The organism is Granulibacter bethesdensis CGDNIH1 (assembly GCF_000014285.2).
Lineage (GTDB): Bacteria > Pseudomonadota > Alphaproteobacteria > Acetobacterales > Acetobacteraceae > Granulibacter > Granulibacter bethesdensis.
The window spans coordinates 712,147-728,585 of record NC_008343.2; the positions used below are offsets into that span (position 1 = coordinate 712,147).

Annotated in this window: 14 protein-coding genes; 10 read left to right on the forward strand and 4 right to left on the reverse strand. The window is 59.2% G+C overall.

The features are described from left to right. Positions 1–6: 6 nt before the first annotated feature. Positions 7–1,893: a cobaltochelatase subunit CobT gene (gene cobT / locus GBCGDNIH1_RS15575; protein WP_011631339.1), complete on the forward strand. Its 1,887-nt coding sequence runs from the start codon at positions 7–9 to the stop codon at positions 1,891–1,893. Between the two features lie 30 nt (positions 1,894–1,923). On the opposite strand, the gene GBCGDNIH1_RS15580 is transcribed toward cobT, so the two are convergent. Further along, entirely contained in the window at positions 1,924–2,913 is a 990-nt protein-coding gene (locus GBCGDNIH1_RS15580; RefSeq protein WP_232449674.1) for a succinylglutamate desuccinylase/aspartoacylase domain-containing protein, read from the reverse strand. A 174-nt stretch (positions 2,914–3,087) separates the two neighbouring features. Between GBCGDNIH1_RS15580 and GBCGDNIH1_RS15585 the strand changes: the two genes are divergently transcribed. The 5 genes from GBCGDNIH1_RS15585 to GBCGDNIH1_RS15605 all read left to right on the forward strand — a co-directional run bounded on the left by GBCGDNIH1_RS15585 (position 3,088) and on the right by GBCGDNIH1_RS15605 (position 7,931). Continuing rightward, the gene (locus tag GBCGDNIH1_RS15585; protein WP_025318287.1) at positions 3,088–4,119 is read left to right on the forward strand and encodes a mitochondrial fission ELM1 family protein; all 1,032 of its coding nucleotides are present in this window, start codon (positions 3,088–3,090) and stop codon (positions 4,117–4,119) included. A gap of 21 nt (positions 4,120–4,140) precedes the next feature. Beyond that, a complete protein-coding gene (locus tag GBCGDNIH1_RS15590; protein WP_011631342.1) occupies positions 4,141–6,012 on the forward strand; it encodes a hypothetical protein in 1,872 nt (623 codons plus the stop codon). 11 nt (positions 6,013–6,023) lie between these two features. After that, positions 6,024–6,983: an NUDIX hydrolase gene (locus GBCGDNIH1_RS15595; protein WP_338014266.1), complete on the forward strand. Its 960-nt coding sequence runs from the start codon at positions 6,024–6,026 to the stop codon at positions 6,981–6,983. Positions 6,984–7,052: 69 nt separating this feature from the next. Beyond that, complete coding sequence (locus tag GBCGDNIH1_RS15600) at positions 7,053–7,394, forward strand: carboxymuconolactone decarboxylase family protein (protein WP_025286149.1); 342 nt, start codon at positions 7,053–7,055, stop codon at positions 7,392–7,394. A gap of 171 nt (positions 7,395–7,565) precedes the next feature. Further along, positions 7,566–7,931, forward strand: a complete 366-nt coding sequence (locus GBCGDNIH1_RS15605; protein WP_011631345.1) for an RT0821/Lpp0805 family surface protein — start codon at positions 7,566–7,568, stop codon at positions 7,929–7,931. Positions 7,932–7,997: 66 nt separating this feature from the next. Here the strand turns inward: GBCGDNIH1_RS15605 and GBCGDNIH1_RS15610 are convergent, their stop codons facing one another. Next, positions 7,998–8,552, reverse strand: coding sequence for a sulfotransferase family 2 domain-containing protein (locus tag GBCGDNIH1_RS15610; RefSeq protein WP_025318291.1), 555 nt, complete (start codon positions 8,550–8,552; stop codon positions 7,998–8,000). A 314-nt stretch (positions 8,553–8,866) separates the two neighbouring features. Here GBCGDNIH1_RS15610 and nadA point away from each other — a divergent pair, with 314 nt between their 5' ends. Genes nadA through nadC form a run of 3 tightly spaced genes read left to right on the forward strand, consistent with a single transcriptional unit; the run spans position 8,867 to position 12,295 of the window. Beyond that, positions 8,867–9,850 (forward strand): quinolinate synthase NadA, encoded by a 984-nt coding sequence (gene nadA / locus GBCGDNIH1_RS15615; RefSeq protein WP_011631347.1) that lies wholly within the window; start codon positions 8,867–8,869, stop codon positions 9,848–9,850. Positions 9,851–9,905: 55 nt separating this feature from the next. After that, positions 9,906–11,453: an L-aspartate oxidase gene (locus GBCGDNIH1_RS15620; RefSeq protein WP_157691974.1), complete on the forward strand. Its 1,548-nt coding sequence runs from the start codon at positions 9,906–9,908 to the stop codon at positions 11,451–11,453. Further along, positions 11,450–12,295, forward strand: a complete 846-nt coding sequence (gene nadC, locus GBCGDNIH1_RS15625) for a carboxylating nicotinate-nucleotide diphosphorylase (RefSeq protein WP_011631349.1) — start codon at positions 11,450–11,452, stop codon at positions 12,293–12,295. The genes GBCGDNIH1_RS15620 and nadC overlap by 4 nt, the downstream gene beginning before the upstream one ends. A 66-nt stretch (positions 12,296–12,361) precedes the next feature. On the opposite strand, the gene sfnG is transcribed toward nadC, so the two are convergent. Together sfnG and GBCGDNIH1_RS15635 are read right to left on the reverse strand one after the other, a co-directional pair. Continuing rightward, positions 12,362–13,441 carry a dimethylsulfone monooxygenase SfnG gene (gene sfnG, locus GBCGDNIH1_RS15630; RefSeq protein ID WP_011631350.1) on the reverse strand — a complete coding sequence of 360 codons (1,080 nt, stop codon included), beginning with the start codon at positions 13,439–13,441 and terminating at the stop codon, positions 12,362–12,364. Positions 13,442–13,451: 10 nt separating this feature from the next. Continuing rightward, on the reverse strand, positions 13,452–14,759 hold the full coding sequence (locus GBCGDNIH1_RS15635; RefSeq protein WP_011631351.1) for an SfnB family sulfur acquisition oxidoreductase: 1,308 nt from the start codon (positions 14,757–14,759) through the stop codon (positions 13,452–13,454). A gap of 159 nt (positions 14,760–14,918) precedes the next feature. Here GBCGDNIH1_RS15635 and GBCGDNIH1_RS15640 point away from each other — a divergent pair, with 159 nt between their 5' ends. Then, positions 14,919–16,406, forward strand: coding sequence for an FAD/NAD(P)-binding protein (locus GBCGDNIH1_RS15640; protein WP_050748395.1), 1,488 nt, complete (start codon positions 14,919–14,921; stop codon positions 16,404–16,406). The last annotated feature ends 33 nt before the right edge of the window (positions 16,407–16,439 follow it).

Sequence of the window (16,439 nt, forward strand, 5' to 3'; positions counted from 1 at the left end):
ACGGGAATGAGCGGCAGCAGGCATAACGGCCCCCCTTCGAAGGATGGCGGCGTGCAAGACGCTGCCAACCGGGTTGATGAGTTCAAGAAGGCCACCTCCTCGGTCTTTCGCTCCATAGCGGGAACGGCAGAGGCTCAGGTGGCATTCCAGCCCGGCCCATCGGCGCTGGTGGGCCGCCGTGCGCGGCTGCCGATGCCGACACGTGCCCTGCCGCCTGCCGAAATGGCCAAATTGCGCGGGGCTGCCGATAGTCTGGCCCTGCGCCTGCGCCACCATGACGAGGTCGTACATCAGAGTCGTCTGCCAACCCAGCCGGAGGCGCGGGAAGTTTACGACGCGCTGGAACAGATGCGGGTGGAATCCGTCGGTAGCCGTCATATGGCGGGGGTTGCCGCAAATCTGCACGCCCGTTTGTCTGATGAATGCGAGACGGCTGGCTGTGATCGCATGACCAAGCGGGATCAACTCCCGCTTTCCCGTGCCCTGTCGCTTCTGGCGCGGGAAAAGATGACCGGTGAGGTGTCCCCAGCTTCAGTGCGGCATGTGCTGGATCTGTGGCGACCGCAGCTTGGTCCGGCGGTGCAGGATGCGCTGGCCGATCTGGTGTTGCATCAGGATGATCAGACCGCTTTTGCGCGGGTGACACGGCGGCTTCTCTCGACGCTCGATCTGGAGCCATCTTCCTTTGATGAAAGCCAGCCGGACTCGCAGGAGCTGGAAGAAGGCGAGGACGAGGATCAGGGCGAGCAGTCCGGTGCGCAGGATAATGCGCCGGATGGTGAGGGCGAAAGCCGCAAGGAGCAGGATAGTATGCTCGGCGCCAGCCCGCAGGAGCTGGAAGAAACCGACTCCCGCGAGGAAACCGCCGATATCGGCTCGGACGAAGCCGCTGGAGATGGGGAGGACAGCCCGGGTGGCCCTCAGCAGCGGCGGGACATACAGGATGATCCGAACAATACGGTCTATCGCGCTTTCACGCAGGCTTATGACGAGGAAGTGGCGGCCGAGGATCTGTGCGATTCCGATGAGCTGACGCGCCTGCGGCAGATGCTGGATCAGCAGTTGCAGCATCTTCAGGGTGTGGTTTCGAAACTCGCCAATCGTCTCCAACGTCGCCTGCTGGCACAGCAGACGCGCTCATGGACGTTCGATCTGGAAGACGGGTTGCTGGATGTCAGCCGTCTGGCGCGTGTTGTGGCCAATCCCACCGTGCCGCTCTCCTACAAGCGGGAGCGGGAGACGGAGTTTCGCGATACGGTCGTCACCCTTTTGCTCGATAATTCAGGCTCCATGCGCGGGCGGCCCATCACGGTTGCGGCGATGTGTGGCGATATTCTGGCGCGCACCCTGGAACGTTGTGCAGTGAAGGTCGAGGTGCTGGGCTTCACGACCCGCGCCTGGAAAGGCGGCCAGAGCCGGGAGGCCTGGGTTGCCGCTGGCAAACCGCGTCTCCCCGGTCGCCTGAACGATCTGCGTCATATCATCTACAAGGCGGCTGATACGCCATGGCGTCGTGCCCGCCGCAATCTCGGCCTGATGCTGCGGGAAGGGCTGCTGAAGGAAAATATCGACGGCGAGGCTCTGCAATGGGCCTATCGTCGCCTGCTGGCCCGGCCGGAGCATCGCCGTATCCTGATGGTGATCAGCGATGGCGCGCCGGTGGATGACAGCACGCTTTCCGTCAATCCGGGGAACTATCTGGAACGGCATCTGCGTGATGTGATCCGCGAGATCGAGGGGCGCAATGCGGTCGAACTGGTGGCGATCGGCATCGGCCACGATGTCACACGCTATTATCGCCGCGCGGTCACGATTGTGGATGCGGAAGAACTCGGCGGCACGATGATGCGGAAATTGTCGGAATTGTTCGAGGAAAATACCCGGCGGGGGTAATGCCGCCCACCCAAGCTTGATCCTTCTCTGTTATCCGCCTGGAATTGTCTCGATTCGTTTCGCCAGCCTGACGGCGGTATGTCCGGCGCTGGCCCGCAGGCTTGGCATCACCAGCAGACAGTCATCATAGGGTGTCCGAACAGTCTCATCGCCATCATGGGCGATCAGGGTTCCAGCATGTGGAATAATGTGGCCGCCGACGAAAGCCTGTGTAAAGGCGAAGCGGGCGGTACGCGCTATGATCGTATGCGTGACGCTCCAGCACGGCACTGGCGGCGGAACGTTCTGTTGTGACGGGATCATCTCCAGTGCCGCCAGTAGATTGAGTACAATCTGCCGCAGAGTTGTCACCGTCTCGGCATGCCAGTGCTGTCCGCCTTCCACCAGTAAGGCGGTACGTTTGCTTCCAGCCTCGGAGAACGGGGTATAGTCGATCAGTCGGCGGCCAGTTGCATGTCCGTCATCGGCAATAGGAAGTGCCGGGTCTCCCGCCTTGCGCCCCAGCGCCAGACCCCGTTGATTCCGACCGCACAGGATCAGGGGGCGGGATGGCCACAGCATGGAGTGCAGGTCGATCAGGACATCCGCCGTGTCGATCAGCGGTTTGATTTCTCTGGCACGGAACAGTTCATAGCCTTCTCGCAATCCGGTACAGGCTTTATCAGGGGCAGAGGTTAGCAAATCGCTTTGCCAAACCCGATTGAGATCCTCATCTACAAAGCGGCTGGCGATAGGTTGCCGGGGGTCGAAGCGTGCGAAAGCGGCCAGATTGGCAAAGCCGAAGGTCAGGCAACCCCGTAACGGCCTGATGCACTGTCTCAGCAGCTGATCCAGCACGATGGCCCCGGCAATTTCATTGCCATGAGTCAGAGCGACCAGAACAACATGAGGTCCAGGTCTAGGCCCGGTGATGCTGGTAAAACCCTGTATGCTGGTATTGCCGGTGATCCACGGATCAAGGTCGGGTGTCTCCAGCCGGACGGTCAATTCAGGGATCATGGCAGAGGTGGTCTGCATCATGGTTATGGTCTGAATCGGCGGAGGATCGGTCGGGAAGAGTCCATGATTGAAAATCCAACAGGATCGAAATGATTGCAATCAAGGTGGTGATTTTTTGCGCCAAAAAACACTGCTTTTGCACTGGCCTTGATCCAGTGCATTGACGCGTTGATCCACGCACCGGATAGGAAGGACATGGTTGCTTCGTCTGTTGCTACAACCCCCGTTACGTTGCCTGCCACGCACCGCTGCTCCTCCCCTGTGGGGCATGTGGGGTCTGCCGTGTATCCTGCTGCCTGGGCCATCTCGGAGCCTTATGCAGGTTTACAGGCCCAGATCAGAGGTATCGCGGAGGCGGTGGGGTTGGCCCCCGAGATACGCTCCCTGAAGGCCCGGGGCGTCTGGAAAAACCTTTCCCCCTCGCTATGGCCGATGCCGTTGCGTGCGATAGAGCCGCAGGCGCTGGCGGGTGCGATCCCGGAGATCATCATCGGCGGTGGCGGCATGGCGGCCCGGATCGGTGCGGCGCTTAAATCCCGGCATAGGACAGGGCTTCGTGTGGTGCAGGTCCAGCATCCACGCATGAACCCGGCCCGGTTCGATGTCGTGCTGGTGGCGGAACATGATGGGCTGACCGGTCCCAATGTTCTGGTGACCCGCAATGCGCTGCATGGCGTGACACCCCAGCGTCTGGCCGAGGCGGCGGCGCTATGGGCGCCGCGGTTCGCGCATCTGCCTCGCCCGCTGGTGGCCGTTCTGGTGGGAGGCTCCAATGGTCGCTACCGGCTGGATCGTGATGTGGCTGTGGCGTTGGGGGCTGATCTGGCGGCCATGATGCAGGCTGACCATGTGGGGATCGCGCTGACTCCGTCGCGCCGCACCGCCCCGGATGCTGTCTCCGCCCTGCGGCAGGCGCTTGAACCGCGAGGTGGATGGGTCTGGAATGGCGAGGGAGACAATCCTTATTTCGGATTGCTGGCCTGCGCTGACGCTATCGTGACGACCGAGGACAGTGTCTCCATGGTGTCGGAGGCGGTGGCGACCTCAGTGCCGGTTCTGCTGGCGCGGTTGCCGGGTCGTTCGCGCAGAATCGGTCAGTTCAATGATCGGATGATGGCCTGCGGCCGGGTCAGGCCGTTTCGCGGACGGCTGGAGCAATGGGCGACGGAGCCGCTGGATGATACGCCTGCGGTGGCGGCAGAGCTGCGCCATCGTCTGAATATCTGAGTCAAGGATTGGAAGACGGGTATGCTGGATATCAGAACCTTCGATAACCGCCAGGGTGGCAACGTTCTTTACAAGGCGCTGGCGCATCCTCTGGCGGCGGAGGCAGCCTCACGTCTGACCCGTCAGTTGGTGGGCAAGGGGAAAGTCGCCGTCTTCGATCCCGAGGGAATCGCCCGGACCCTGTTCGTCATGCTGCCCGAATTGCCGCCGGTGGAAGCGCTCTACGTGCAGGATACGGAACGCCTGCAGGAGCCGGATGTGCGTCCGGTGACCGATTTACCTCGCAGTGATGCGAAGATCGTGCTGGCGGCGACCTTCGATACGATGCGGCTGGCCGACCGTCTGGACTCTCTTATGCCTGAGGGGGCGGAGCTGGTCACGCTGGCGGATATCCGTATCCCGGAGGCATTGCAGACCGCGCCGCGCTATCTCGACAGGCTGAATTTTGCGACCAATTTTGCGTTTTTCCGAGAGCAGAATGGCCTTTCGACCCGATTGGTCACCGCCAATTACTGGGCCGGATACGGTGCAAACTCGGTCCGGCTGTGGCTGCGTCTGTTTGCACAGGATGGATCAGTGCTGGCAACGTGGGAACAGAAGGTGCCTGCCGGTCCCGGTGGTATCGTCATTGACAGCCGCGAGGTGAGGGCACGCTTTGATCTGCCTGAATTCACCGGTCAGCTTTTCATCCATGCCATCGGCGTTGCCGGGCATGATGTGGTGAAATACGCAGTGGATACCTATGGTGGCAACTCATTATCCTGCACGCACGATGCCAATGCATGGCCGTCTGAACGCTATGCCGGCCTGCCCGCCCCGCGTGAGGATGAGCGTGTGATCCTGTGGGTGCAGAACAGTCATGCCGTGCCGATTCCGGCGGGAGCCATCGCGCTGGATCGCATGGGTGCGGAAAAACCGGTGGTGCTGGATAAGGTCATTCCCCCTTTCGCGACCGAGGCTTTGGATGTCGCTACGCTGCTGCCCGGGATATATTGGCCCGCACAGGTGGAAATTCTTGCGGGCCGTCATGTGGTCAGACCGCGCTATGAGGTGAGCCGCGGTGCATTGACCCGCATTGCGCATCCGAATGTGGAGCGTGCCGATCTACGGCCCGATCCGGGTATCCGTACCCTGTCCCCATTGCTGGGGCGGGGCTATCTGCTGCCATTCCCGATCCTGCCGCGTCGGTATTTCCGCAGTATCGCCCAGCCGACCCCGATGGCGCATGAGCAGAACTCCCTGCCACTGCGGCTCGATTTGTTCGCCCCGGATGGCCGGAAAGTGGCGGAGCATTTTCTGGGGAACTTGCCGCGTCAGCATGATCTGGCGCTCGATCTGGACACTCTTCTGCCGGAAGACGCACTGCCGGAGGGCGGCCATGGCGAGCTGGTCTATGATTTCCGTGATGGCGGAGATGCCGATGGCTGGCTGCACGGCTTGTTCCGTTATGAGCATCGCGTCTCCGGTCATGCGGCGGAGACCAGCTTCGGCGCGCATATCTACAACACGGCGATGACCTATCGCGGGGAGCCGCAATCCTATTCCGGGCCGCCGCCGGGCCTGTCTACGCGGTTATTCCTGAAACTGGGGGCGGACGGGCTGGAGAGCTTCGCGCATCTGATCTACCCGGCTTCCGCGTCCTGGCGTGCATTGTCCTGCACATCCCTGCTGCTGCATGATGCGGAGGGCAAGATGATTGCCGAGGAATCACTTGCGATTCCCTGCTCCGGCAGCCATGTGGTGCGGCCACACCGGGTTTTCGGTCCGGAGCTGATGGATGCAGCGGGAAGGGGCGGGTATGTGCTGATCCGTGACCGTACATGTCGACTGTTCGGATATCATGGTCTGGAACGGGCGGATGCTTTCTCGCTGGATCACATGTTCGGATTCTGAAGCTCCCCCTGTTGCTCCCTGGTGAAGTCTGGCCGGAGCGGTCCGGTTACAAAGAGGAACGGATATTGCCTGCCAACGGAAATTCTCCGGTCGCGGTTGAGCTGATCGCGGTGCTGGCGGCGGTCTCCGATGGCGATCCGCAGGTGCTGACGGTGCAGGAGGGGCATGCCCTTCCTTCCGGCCCGTTTGAGGAAGGGCATCGTTCCCTTCAGGCCGGCACACGCTCCTGGGTGGAACGGCAGACCGGCCATCCGCTGGGATATATCGAGCAGCTTTACACTTTCGCCGATCATGACCGCGCGGGGGATGGGCGCCGTGCGATTTCCATTTCCTATCTCGGGCTGACCCGTATGACGGAACGGCAGGTGGGCCGGCGCAACTGGTATGCCTATTTTCCATGGGAGGATCGGCGCGAGATGGGCGGGGTCGCGCTGGGGGCAGAGATTGCCCGCCGTCTGGAAACCTGGATCGCCGGGGCGGATGGTATGCTCCGCCAGCAGCGGACATTGCGGCGCGATGCCGCTTTCGGCACCGGTGGAGAGAAATGGAACGAAGAACTCGTTCTGCAACGCTACGAACTGTTATACGAAGCCGGGCTGGTGGCTGAATCCCGCGCGCCCACTGCCGGGCGCGTGCCGGGAATGTCTATGCTGTATGACCATCGCCGTATTCTGGCGACGGCAATTGCCAGGCTGCGGGCAAAGATCAAGTATCGTCCGGTGGTGTTTGAACTGATGCCGGATGCTTTTACCCTTGGTCAGCTTCAGGTGGCGATGGAGGCTTTGGCCGGACACCGCTTGCACAAGCAGAATTTTCGTCGCCAGATGGAGCAGCAGGAACTGGTCGAGGAAACCGGCGCTATGGCAGCGCAGACGGGTGGCCGTCCTGCGAAACTGTACCGCTTCCGGGGTGCTGTGATGCGGGAGCGGAGTATGGCTGGTTCCAAACTGCCCTTGGCCCGGGTGCCCTGACTGTTTCAGCTTGTCGGGTATCGGGATCGGAGCAGAAATAAAAAAGGGAGCATATGAATGGCCGGAAAAATGCTGGATTGGGCTGCTTATCGCGGTCAGTTGGGCGGCGAGCTGGGAAAGCTGGCGAAGGTTAACCCCGATGTCCTGAAAGGCCACGACATTCTTGCGGCGGCGGCACCGTCTCCGAATGTGCTGGATGCCAAAACGAGGGAACTGATCGCCCTTGCCGTTGCTGTCACGACACGCTGCGATGGGTGTCTGGCGTTCCATACCGAGGCGGCCCGTAAGGCGGGCGCAACGAAGGAGGAAGTGGCCGAGGCTTTGGGGGTTGCCATTGCCCTGAATACCGGCGCAGCTTTGGTCTATTCTGCCCGTGCCATGGATGCGTTTGGTGATCAGTCCGCGGACTGATCCTGCGTGAAAAGCTTGCCGCCGCTCGCATGTGGAGCCGGTGGCAAGCCGTCCATTGACCCGCCTTGTGTTACACAGGCAGATTGGTTTTCGCGCAGGGTGTGACGCTGGGCGAGGCGAGCAGACTGCGACGATCTGTAACGAGGCTGGCTATAATGAGGGCTGGAGCGTATGCAATTATTCAAAGCCGGACTGATCATGGGAATTCTGCTGGTCTCCAGCCATGCCCATGCCCAGCTCAATCCATTTTACACCAGCGTTGACGGTTCGGCCCTCAACAAGAGCGACCTGGCCACTCTTGGTAAGGCAGCGGGCCCGCTCTTAGGAAACGAGCCTCTGTTCAACGGCTCAACCCAACCGTGGTCCAATCCTAAGACCGGTAACAGCGGCACGTTGACCCTGGTTGAGCAGTACCAAAAGGACGGAATGTCCTGCCGAAAAATCAGATATGATGTGATGCTGAAAAGGCGCAATGCCCCAAATGTCTATACGCTGGACTGGTGCAAGACAGCGCAAGGTGTGTGGAAAACACGCTGATTTTCAGTCTTGCAAGCCTGGATAAAGGGGGCAGCGACCGGATTGGTCCTGCCCCTTTTCTGTCTGTCATGGGCGGGTCAATTTTTCGACCATGGCATAATCCTGCCGGTAATAATGACGGATAATCCGGCGGGCTTCGGGGGTAATCTCGACCCTTGTAGCCTGGGACGGGTTGAAGGGCTTGCGGAATATGGCTGCTTCTTCTGTCCCGACCAGATCGGCCATCGCATCATGTAACTGACTGAGTTCAATGGCGTGCGAATAGCGGATCGGATGTAGATGGCGATACTGCGGCACGACATGCGGATCGCCGTTCAACGACGCAAAAACAGCAAATTTCTCAAATGTTGACGGCTCTTCACGCATAATGCGTTGATATCGTGCGATCAGATCCTCTGCATTATGCCGGTCAAGAATTTTATTGCGAAACAGGCTGACGAGGCGTGCTTCAGGATCGCGCCACACAAAGATACGGGCGTCGTAATGGCCGAATGGCCAGATTTTGTATTTCCGCGGGATATGCCCAATGCGTGTTTCGGGATGGAGACCCATCGCAGCCTTGAAGCTGCTGCATCCGTTTTTGCGAATATAGGCATATAGAATACGCTTTCCGCCCAGCATGAAGGTCAAATGCTGCCTGCCAGGACGGAAGCGTCCGCGATTGTCGAAGGGCATTGTGGCGGTCGAAGGGGTCGGGCGCGTCGTCAGGAGGATGCTCCGGTGCTCAGACGAAAGAGCCCCAAGCTATACGCGCGCAGGGTGTAAGCTATTGATATGAATTGAAACGATATGTTGCTGGATCGGGTTCGCCTCATTTTTATCGGCAAATATGGAAAACAACTTGACAGCATTATGCTCATTTACAGCATAATGCTGTCAACGAAGGCCGATCTTTTATCTTAATATGCTCAAAAAGAGCATAATAGGAGGCGTGCTTGCTGGATTCGATCGAAAACGTTTCATCGCTTTACGACCGTGTAAAGCGCGTCATTCCCCCGATGGAATGGCCTGCTTTCGAAGGCGATATCGAGGCGATTCTACGGCTGAAGCGGGAACGCAACGCAGTGATTCTGGCGCATAACTACCAGACACCGGAAATCTTTCACTGCGTATCCGACATTGTCGGCGACAGCCTGAAACTGGCACGCGAAGCGCAGTTCGTCGACGCCGATGTCATCGTGCTGGCAGGCGTGCATTTCATGGCCGAGACGGCAAAACTGCTTAACCCGTCCAAGACCGTGCTGATTCCCGATATGGCGGCTGGCTGTTCGCTGGCCGACAGCATCACGGCGGCTGATGTGCGGCTGATGCGGGAGCGTTATCCCGGTGTTCCGGTGGTGACTTATGTGAATACCTCGGCGGCGGTGAAGGCGGAGAGTGATCTGTGCTGCACGTCCGGCAATGCACGGAAAATCGTGGAGCGGCTGGTGCAGGAAGGTCATGAGCGCGTCATGATGATCCCGGACGAGTATCTGGCACAGAACATAGCCAACGAAACCGGTGTCAACATCATTACCTGGGCTGGGCATTGCGAGGTGCATGAGCGCTTCACGCCCGAACAGATCAGGGAGTTGCGGGCGGAAAACCCCGGTATCGTCGTGCTGGCGCATCCGGAATGCCCGCCGGACGTGGTGGCGGAGGCCGATTATGCAGGCTCGACCGCGGGCATGTCGGATTATGTGGCGCAAAACAAGCCGGGCCGCGTCGTCCTGATCACGGAGTGCTCGATGAGCGATAATGTTGCCGTGCATCACCCGGATGTGGAATTCGTGCGTCCGTGCAATCTGTGCCCGCACATGAAACGGGTCACGCTGGCCAATATCCGGCACAGTCTGGAAACGATGACCCATGAAGTGACCATCGATGCCTCCGTCGCTGACAGGGCGCGCCAGGCAGTGGAGCGCATGCTGGCGATCTGAACCGCTTCGATCCTGTTGCCGTTTCGCCATGCCGGCACTGTTGGAGTCCAGACATATGGATCACTCATCCCTCGATGGGCGGGTTGTCATCATAGGGGCGGGCCTGGCCGGGCTGATGACGGCCCTGCGGCTGGCGCCTGTTCCCTCTGTGGTGCTGAGCGTTGCTCCGTTTGGGGAGCAGGCGGCAAGCGGCTGGGCGCAGGGGGGAATCGCATCTGCGCTCGGTCCGGATGATTCTCCGGTATTGCATGCTCAGGATACTCTGGCGGCCGGGGATGGCCTCTGTGACCCTGATGTGGTGGCCCGGATCACCGCTGCTGCTCCGGCAGCGGTGGAGGCGCTGGCGAAGTTGGGGGCGCGGTTCGATCGGGATGAGTCTGGCGCCTTCAGGCTGGGGCTTGAAGCCGCGCATAGTCGTCGTCGCATCGTCCACGCGCAAGGCGATGGCAGCGGACGAGAAATTCTTCGGGCCGTGCTCGCGGCAGCCAGAAATGAATCGTCGATAACGCTGCTGGATTGTGCGCGGGCGGTGCGGCTGATCACCGTCAATGGTGCCGTGGCCGGTTTGCTGTTTGCGCGGAAAGGATCATTTCACTGTATCCGCACCGGCCGCGTGGTGATTGCCACCGGCGGCGTCGGCGGTCTGTATGCCCATACCACCAATCCGAAAGGAGCTACGGGAGCGGGGCTGGCCCTTGCGGCTCGGGCCGGAGCGTTGCTGGGGGATATGGAGTTCGTGCAGTTTCATCCTACTGCCTTTGATGCCGGATGCGATCCGATGCCGTTGATCAGTGAGGCCGTCCGCGGTGAAGGGGCGGCTTTGATCGACGAGACAGGAGAGAGGTTTCTCCCTGACGATCTGGCGCCCAGGGATGTGGTATCGCGTGGCGTTTTCCGGCATCTCGCTGAAGGTCATCGCGTTTATCTTGACGCAACAAAGGCGGTCGGTGCCCGTTTCCCGGTTCGCTTTCCGGCTATTGATGCCATTTGCCGGGGGGCGGGCCTCAATCCGTCAGTGCAGCCAATACCGATCCGTCCCGCTGCGCATTACCACATGGGTGGTATCGTGGTGGACAAGGAGGGCAGAAGTTCCGTTCCCGGGCTGTGGGCTTGCGGGGAGGCGGCATGCACAGGTCTGCATGGAGCCAATCGGCTGGCGAGCAATTCGTTGCTGGAGGCCGCCGTCACCGGTGGCTGGGTTGCGGAGAGCATCGCGGCGCAGACGGCTCCGCCTGTTGTGCCACTGTTGCCAGCGCCTGCCATGCCTGACGCGATTACATGTGGTGCCGGCGATGCTGTGCGTGCCGTGATGAGTCGTGATGTCGGCGTCCTGCGTGATCATGCAGGGCTGAGCCGGGCTATTGCAGCGCTGCGCCCCCTTGCGGAGCAAGATGATGCGGCGTTGATCGGGCTGATGATTGCCGATGCTGCGCTGGCCCGGAAAGAAAGCCGCGGAGGTCATGCGAGGGATGATTATCCCTCTACTCTACTCCCGCTTCGGCGCAGCGAATCGGCGATATCTGTGCTGGCCCGTACCGCCTGTTCGATGAACGCTCAGGCCAGACCGGATAGTCCAGCAGTGCTGAAACAGGAGGCATCATGACCCCTTTGCCCGATCTGCTGCTGGAACCACTGGTCCGTGCCGCATTGCTGGAGGATCTTGGCCGGGCAGGGGATATTACCACGGATGCCGTCATACCGGCGACGCAGACCGCGCGCGTGGCTTTGCAAGCACGCCAGCCTGGGGTCATTGCCGGGCTTGACCTTGCCAGGCTCGCTTTTCATCTGGTGGAGCCACGGATCCATTTTTCTATCCACGTTCCCGATGGCGGTCGGGTGATGCCTGGGGATGCCATTGCCACCATTGATGGCCCTGCACGCGGGTTGCTGACCGGGGAGCGTGTCGCCCTTAATTTTCTGGGACATCTGAGTGGTATCGCGACGGCAACGGCCGGAATTGCCGATGCAATCGCCCATACCAAGGCGCGTATATGCTGCACGCGAAAGACGACACCGGGATTGCGTGCTGTCGAGAAATATGCAGTGCGTGCCGGTGGCGGCAGCAATCATCGCTTCGGTCTCGATGATGCGGTGTTGATCAAGGACAATCATATCGCCATTGCCGGAGGTGTGGCGACAGCCATCAAGCGGGCGCGTTCCAGCATCGGCCATCTGGTCAAAATTGAGGTCGAGGTGGATACACTGACGCAGCTGCATCAGGTGCTGGAATACGATATCGATGCCGTCCTGCTGGACAATATGGATCCGGCCACGCTGAGGCAGGCAGTAGGGATCATCAATGGCCGCGCCATTGCTGAGGCATCGGGGCGGATTACGCCGCAGACAGCACCAGCCATCGCTGAAAGCGGGGTAGATCTGATTTCAGCCGGATGGCTGACTCACAGCTCTGCGGTACTGGATATCGGGCTGGATTTTCTGGATTGACGACCGGTTTTCAGTCATCAGGAAGGTCGTTTGTGGCGGATGCGTTCATCCGCCACAGGATCGATATCAGGCGGCTATTTTCTGTCCGTTTTCCAAGGCACGCACCAGGGGGATGACCTCCTCCCCGAATGCCTTTAGCTCCTCCTGGAAATGAAGGAAGCCGGTCAGGACAAGGTCTATACCAAGCGATTTCAGAGTAAGGATGCGTTCTGCAATCTGTTGCGGCGTGCCGATCAGATTGGTGCGGAAGCCGTCATTATACTGCACCAGATCTTCAAATTTGCTGTCCTGCCACATGCCTTTTCCATCCGGAGAGGACTGACCGGCCTGTTTGACGGCAGTGCCGAAGGCCTCCACCGCTTCCTTGTCCGCAGCGCCAACGATGCGGGCAAGCTCCTGGCGTGCTTCCTGTTCGCTGCTGCGTGCAATGACGAAAGCATTGACGGCAAATTTTACAGTTCGGCCGTTTTCCGCTGCCAGAGCACGGACCTTGGTGATCTGCTCTTTTAAGCCATCCAGGCTGTTGCCGTTCATGAAATACCAATCGGAAACCGCGCCCGCGTTCCGCTGTGCCGCACTGGAATTTCCGCCCTGAAAAATCTCCGGATGCGGTTTGCTGAGTGGTTTCGGATTAAGCGTAAAATCGTTGATCTTGTAGAATTCACCATCATAGCTGAAATGGTCGGTGGTCCATATTCCCTTGAGAATATCAATAAATTCACGGGAGCGGCGATAGCGCGCCTCATGATCCGGCCAGCCAAGCCCCATGGCTTCCTGTTCGCCCTGAAACCATCCGCTGACAATGTTGACCGACCAGCGGCTATTAAAAAGATGATCGGCTGTGGCTCCGATTTTGGCGACCACCGCCGGATGCCATGGTCCGGGCAGAATGGCAGTGATCACGCGCAGCTTTTTTGTCGCCCCCAGCAAAGCGGCTGAAAACGTCGTGCTTTCATGCTGGGATTCAGCACCATAGCTGCCGATGAAGCGAATCTGTGTCAAAGCGTAATCGAAACCGACCTCTTCTGCCGTGCGGGCAAGCTCGACATTGTAGTCAATTCCCCAATGTGTGCGCTGGGGAATTTTACTGACGACCAGACCGCCGCTGACATTCGGTACCCAATAGGCAAATCGTAACTGGCTCATGGTCGTACTCTCAGCTCCAGGCGTGCAGGGGAGGGTTGATGCCATTCAGGTAGTAATTGCCGATGGCCGCATATTTCCAGCGCACAGGGTCATGCAGCGTATGAGTCCGCGCATTCCGCCAGTGGCGATCAAAATTGTATTTGCCATCCGTGGAGGAGGTTCCCCCCAATTCGAACAGTTTATTGGTGGCTTCGATAGCGATTTCTGTTGTCAAAACCTTGGATTCGGCGGTGATGATCTGCGCACGGGCCACGGTATCCGTGGTCGGATTGGCGACAGCCTCATCAATGGCGTGGCCTGCTTTCTCCAGTATGGCCAATGCGGCATTCAGACGAATCTGAAGGGAGGCAATCGTCTGAATGGTGTAGGGATCTTCCCAGGCATTGTCCTGTCCGGCATCAATCCAGGGACGTGCTTTCTCCCGGACGAACCGGATGGTGTCCTTGATGGCGGCTTCGGCGATACCGGCATCAACGGCAGCCTGAATGATCTGGAAGATAGCGCTTTCCGCCTGCACCGTGGCCGGATCATAGGCTTTGAAACCGGCGATCAGATGGGTTTTGGGCACCCTGACATGATCAATCAAGACTGTCCCGCTGGCCGTGCCACGCTGGCCGAAAGCCGACCAGTCATTGATGACCGTCAGGCCCGGTGCATTGCGATCGGCGATCGCGTACCAGGCGCGGTTCTGTTCATCCAGTGCTACAATCGGCACCAGATGCGCCAGCAATGCCCCGCTGGAATAATATTTTTGCCCGGTAACGATAACATGATCACCCTGATCGGTAAAACGCGTGATAAATTCAGCGACATTCTTGGTGCCTCGTTCCGAGAATGCATTGCCGAGACGTGTGCCGCGCAGGATCTCCCCGAACAGGATCGATTGTTGTTCCGGTGTTCCGTTGGCGCGGATGGAGAAAACAATGCCGAGATGATTTTGCGTGATCTGTCCAATGGAGGGATCGGCTGCGGAAATGATCCTGATCACTTCCGCCACGGTGGCATAGGAAACATCTGCGCCACCGAAAGCGCGTGGCACATTGATCGCCCACAGACCGGACTGGGAGTATGCATCCAATTCATCCCGGGGAATGGCCGAATGGCGGTCTCGTTCCGATGCACCTTCTGCAAAGCGTGCCGCAAGACGGTGAGCGACTTCGACCGCCTCCTCATCGCTGGTAATGACATGGGCAGGCTGAGCTGGCCGTGATACGCCGGGAACGCCCCGCTCGCCGCTTCCTACCCGATGCGGTGTAGAGGATGTGTCTGGGGTCGATGCTGTCCGCAGGCTTGCAGGATCGAGTTCCGTCACGCTCATGATCGGCTCCAGTATTTACTTAATTTGATCGTTTAATTTTTTAAGATGTGTCATTAAAAGTGTATAATGGTTGGCTATGCAAGAGGGAATTCACAAATTATGATTATTTTGCATAAATAACTAATTATAATAGTGAAATTTATCTGGAATTTGCAAACGATGTTCGTGCAGTCTCAACCCGTAAAAGAATCACAACCGATCAGCGGCCAGGGGTTCTACAGGCATATTGTCCTGATCGGTTGTGGTCTGTCCGGGGCTGCTTTTCTGGCTCATCTTATCCGCGATCATCCTGATTTTTCAGGCAGGATCACGGTGCTGGAGCCTTCAGAAAAGCTTGGGGCCGGGTTGGCATATGGCACATCCGATCCTGTGCATCGTACCAATGTGGCGGCAGCCCGTATGTCGCTTTTTCCCGATCTGCCCGATCATTTTGATGCATGGCTCAGGCAGAGAAATATACCCCATAGCGATGCGCATTCCACTCTGGAGGATGGACGGATATACGCCAGAAGGTCGGTATTTGGGGATTATGTCGATGACACGGTCCGCTCGGTTATCGAAGCCGCGTCTGGAATGGTTATGGTCCGTCATCTTCGGCTGCGTGCTGTTTCGGCCTCCCGGAATCATGCTGGCAAGTCTGGCTGGGGGATTACGCTGGAAGATGGATCGCTCATTGCGGCGGATATTCTGGTATTGGGCGTCAGTCACACCGCGCCCGACTTGCCTGCAACGCTGCGTGGATGGGCGGGGGAAAAGGGACTGGTCGCCGATCCGTGGCAGCCCGACGCACTGGCCGATATTGCGCTGGATGCGCCGGTTTGCATTATCGGCACCGGGCTGACTGCATGCGACGTAATCGCCTCGTTGCGAGCGCGAGGGCATCGTGCCCCCATGACGGCTTTGTCCCGACGCGGATTACTGCCCCGGCCACGGACTCTGCTGCCGGTCGAGGCTGCTGGAGATTTCAGCACTGAGCCAGCCCGAACGGCATCAGCTCTGCTGCGCCGTATCCGCCGCACCATTGCCGCTGGTGAAGTACAGGGACGCCCATGGGAGGATGTGATTGATGCCCTGCGTGTTCAGGCTCCCATTGTATGGGGCGCTCTGAAGACAGAGGAAAAACGACGCCTGTTACGACATGCGCGGCCATTCTGGGATGTGCACCGTTTCCAGTGCGCTCCTCAGATCGATGCAGTGGTCAGACAAGGGCTGGAAGAGGGCTGGTTGACAGTACGGGCGGCCTCATTGGTTTCAGCGGATAGGGAGGCATCCGGTGACATTGTTATGACCTTCCGTGCACGGGGGCAGTCAGATACCAGCCGTACGACCGTACGGGCCGTGGTGAACTGCACCGGCCCCGGCCATCGCTCGGTGGTAGAAGCCCATCCGGTTCTGCATGCGTTGGAGGAGCAAGGCGTATTACGCTCCGACCCTTGCCGTCTGGGTATTGATGTGGATTGGGAAAGCCGGGTGCTGGATCGTGACGGTACGGCATGGCCCGATGCTTTTGTCGTAGGACCGCTGGCCCGTGGCACACATGGAGAGCTGATGGGATTGCCGCAGGTCACAACCCAGCCGAAGGCTGTAGCGGCTACGGTTGCCGCGCTCGCAGCAAAGAGTATTGCCCCTGCTGATATAAAGGTATGATGCGTAGAAGGAGGAAAGACGGGACTTGTCATC

Coding starts and splice junctions, on each gene's coding strand:
- cobT (WP_011631339.1), top strand. CDS start 7: ATGAGCGGCAGCAGGCATAACGGCCCCCCTTCGAAGGATGGCGGCGTG.
- GBCGDNIH1_RS15580 (WP_232449674.1), bottom strand. CDS start 2,913: ATGATGCAGACCACCTCTGCCATGATCCCTGAATTGACCGTCCGGCTG.
- GBCGDNIH1_RS15585 (WP_025318287.1), top strand. CDS start 3,088: ATGGTTGCTTCGTCTGTTGCTACAACCCCCGTTACGTTGCCTGCCACG.
- GBCGDNIH1_RS15590 (WP_011631342.1), top strand. CDS start 4,141: ATGCTGGATATCAGAACCTTCGATAACCGCCAGGGTGGCAACGTTCTT.
- GBCGDNIH1_RS15600 (WP_025286149.1), top strand. CDS start 7,053: ATGCTGGATTGGGCTGCTTATCGCGGTCAGTTGGGCGGCGAGCTGGGA.
- GBCGDNIH1_RS15605 (WP_011631345.1), top strand. CDS start 7,566: ATGCAATTATTCAAAGCCGGACTGATCATGGGAATTCTGCTGGTCTCC.
- GBCGDNIH1_RS15610 (WP_025318291.1), bottom strand. CDS start 8,552: ATGCTGGGCGGAAAGCGTATTCTATATGCCTATATTCGCAAAAACGGA.
- GBCGDNIH1_RS15620 (WP_157691974.1), top strand. CDS start 9,906: ATGGATCACTCATCCCTCGATGGGCGGGTTGTCATCATAGGGGCGGGC.
- nadC (WP_011631349.1), top strand. CDS start 11,450: ATGACCCCTTTGCCCGATCTGCTGCTGGAACCACTGGTCCGTGCCGCA.
- sfnG (WP_011631350.1), bottom strand. CDS start 13,441: ATGAGCCAGTTACGATTTGCCTATTGGGTACCGAATGTCAGCGGCGGT.
- GBCGDNIH1_RS15635 (WP_011631351.1), bottom strand. CDS start 14,759: ATGAGCGTGACGGAACTCGATCCTGCAAGCCTGCGGACAGCATCGACC.
- GBCGDNIH1_RS15640 (WP_050748395.1), top strand. CDS start 14,919: ATGTTCGTGCAGTCTCAACCCGTAAAAGAATCACAACCGATCAGCGGC.